Here is a 3,094-nt window from a genome sequence, read left to right on the forward strand (position 1 = left end):
ATCCGCCCCGGTCAGCCGCACGCCCCCCGGCGGCGGATCGGTGCGCAGATACCCCGACACATACCCCGCCGGCACCCCCACCGCCCGGAGCGCGCCGATCAGCACATGGCTGAAGTCCTGGCAGACGCCATGGCGGGCGGCCAGCGCATGGGCGGGGTCGGTTTCGACCGTGGTCGCGGCGGGGTCGAAGCGCATCTCGGCGTGCAGGCGGGCGCCCAGCGCGCGCAGGCCCGCGAGCACGGACACCTCGCGCGCCAGGGTCTCGTGCGCAAAGCGGGCAAAGGCGGGATCGTCGCGCACCCGCGGCGACGGCCCGAGGAAGTGGTGCGGCGCCAGCGGCCCGAGGGCGGCGACCGAGGCGACCTCGGCTCCCAGGCGTGCCAGCGGCGGCGACAGGTCGGCCAGCGGCGCGGGCGCGCGGCGCTCCACCTGCGCCGACAGCCGGAACACCGCGCTGCGCCCGGCGGTGCGAAAGGCCATGCCGGTCACGGCGTTGCCGAAGAAATCGCGCCGCTCGGTGCGCTCGGCCGGGGGGGGATCGGCGTCCAGCCGCGCCACGAGGCAGCGCTGCGCGGACCCCTGCCCGGCCGGCGCCAGCCGCAGCAGCGTGCGCCCGGACACCACCGGCGCGGCATAGTCATATCGGAATTCCGCCGTCACCGCGTAGCGCATCACACGAACCACCCCTCGGAAATCCGCTCCGACAGGGCGGCCAGATCGGTGCGCAGGCGGGCCAGACCGGCGGCGTCGAGGGCGCAGGGCTCGGCGGTGGCGATGCGGGTGTGCAGCCGCAACGCGGCCCGCGCGGCCGGCCCGGGGCGCCCGGGCGGGATCTCCTGTGCCGCGGGCAGCGCGTCGATCTGCGCGCACAGCGTGGCCAGCTGGAACAGCACCGCGCGCGGATTGCCCCCCTCCAGCGCCAGCAGATCCACCACCGAGTCCCGGTCGATCGCCGAGCCATGGCGCCGCCGGTGGGTCAGCACGCTGTCGCCCACCTCCACCGCCAGATCGAGGCTGCCTTCGGGGGCTGCGGGATCGGCGAATTCGGCCAGCGTCCACGCGATGGCATCGGCGCGTTCCAGCGCGCGGCCAAGCGTCAGGAATCGCCAGCCCGTCTCGCGCAGCATGTTGTCGTGCACCAGCCCGGTGAAGCCCGCCAGGCGCGCCAGCACCCCCGCCAGCGCCCGCGCCGCATCATCGCCCGGTGCGGGGTCGAGATCGGCCACGGCGCGCGCCGCCCCCTCCAGCGCGACCCAGCCGTCGGTCGAAAACCGATCCCGCAGCTTGGCCGCGCAGCCCCGTGCCGCCGCGACCGGACCGGCCAGGACCTGCGCCAGCGACGCATCGGGATCGCAGTCACGCATGCGCAGGTGGTCGCCCAGCGCTGCCAGCAGCGGACCCGGCGTGGCGCCGCCTTCGGCCAGCCGCAGATGCCAGCCGCGCAGCAGGCGCAGGTCGTGCTCGGCGCGCTCCACATAGCGGCCGAGCCAGAACAGGTTGTCGGCCGCGCGCGCAGGCAGGGCGGTGACCGTGCGCACGGGCCTGCTTGCGGGCGCGCCACCCGGCAACGGCGCGGGACGCTCGGCCGCGCCGCCGGTGATCCACACATCCGCCACCGCGCCGCCGCGCTGAAGCGCGATGGCGGTGGGATCGCCCGCCCGGCCGATGCGGGCAAATCCCCCCGGCATCACCCGCCAGCCCTGCGGGGTCCGCAGCGCAAAGGCGCGCAGGCTCATGGGGCGCGGCACCAGAACATCGCCCTCCGGCGCCGGGGTGGTGGAGATCGTGACCCGCTCCTGCGCGGCCAGCCCGGCGCCGTCGCGCCCCAGCCATGCCGCAACGTCGAGGCCCTGCGGCTGAGCGCTGCGGGCGGCGCTGTCGAACGGCAGGCAGGTGGCCTGGGCCGGGCCGATGTGCAGGTCCTCGGCGTGGGCCGCGACATGGGCGGCCTCGGGCGCGGTGCCGCACCACCAGGTGGCGATGTTCGGAAGGCGCAGGTCCTCGGACAGCAGCACCTGCGCGAGGCGCGGCAGGAACGCCATCAGCGCGCGCGCCTCCAGCACGCCCGAGCCCAGCGCGTTGACCATCGCCACCCGGCCCGCGCGCACCGCCTCCATCAGCCCCGGCGTGCCCAGCCTCGACCCCGGATCCAGCTCCAGCGGATCGGCGAAGGCGGCGTCCAGGCGGCGCCACAGCACCTCCACCGGGCGCGGTCCGGCGACGGTGCGCATCGTCAGGGCGCCGTCGCGCACGGCCATGTCCTCGCCCTCCAGCAGGGCAATGCCGAGGTGGCGGGCGATATAGGCATGCTCGTAATAGGTGTCGTTCATCGGCCCCGGGGTCAGCAGCGCCACGCCGCCGTCGGGCGTGATGCGCACCCCCTCCAGCGCCGCGCGCAGGTCCGACAGGAACCCCGCGAGGCGCTGCACCGGGGCGGTGGGGTAAAAGCCGGGATAGGCGCGCGCGGTGGCCATGCGCGTCTCCAGCGCAAAGCCGATCCCCGAGGGCGCCTGCGTGCGATCCCCCAGCACCAGCCAGCGGCCATCGGGACCGCGGCCGATCTCGAACGCCAGCAGGTGCAGGAAATGGCCCCCCACCGGGCGCACCCCCACCATCGGGCGCAACCATTCGGGGTTGGCCGCGATCAACCCCGCCGGCAGATGCCCCCCCGTCACCAGCCGCGCGGGGCCATAGAGGTCCGCCACCACCGCCTCCAGCAGCTCGGCCCGCTGGATCAGCCCGGCCGCGACGCCGTCCCATTCGTCGCGGTCGATCAGCACCGGCACCGGGCTGAGGGGCCAGTCCCGCTCCACCGCGCCGGTGTCGGCGTAGAGGCGATAGAACACCCCCGCGTCACGCAGATACTGCTCGGCCCGCGACCGGGCGGCATCGCGGTCGGACGGCGTCATGGCGGCCAGGTGGCGCAGGAACGGCCCCCACGCCGGGCGCGGGGCGGCGGCCATCATCTCGTCGGCCACGCCCGGGGTCGGGGCGTAACCCGCCAGCAGCGCGTGCAGCGCGGGATCGGGTGGGAGCGACGTCATCGGCGGGGACGTCACAGGCCGGGTGGGCGACGCAGGTCGAGGGTGTGGGG

The 3,094-nt window shown here is 75.7% G+C and carries 2 protein-coding genes; both read right to left on the reverse strand.

The genetic code is table 11. From position 1 onward, the window contains the following. On the reverse strand, positions 1–672 hold a 672-nt coding region (locus CCR87_RS00515), incomplete at its 3' end, for a transglutaminase family protein (protein ID WP_201155381.1). Next, on the reverse strand, positions 672–3,044 hold the full coding sequence (locus tag CCR87_RS00520; protein WP_201155382.1) for a circularly permuted type 2 ATP-grasp protein: 2,373 nt from the start codon (positions 3,042–3,044) through the stop codon (positions 672–674). The genes CCR87_RS00515 and CCR87_RS00520, both read right to left, overlap by 1 nt. Between the last annotated feature and the right edge of the window lie 50 nt (positions 3,045–3,094).

This window comes from Rhodobaculum claviforme, assembly GCF_016653255.1.
Classification (GTDB): domain Bacteria; phylum Pseudomonadota; class Alphaproteobacteria; order Rhodobacterales; family Rhodobacteraceae; genus Rhodobaculum; species Rhodobaculum claviforme.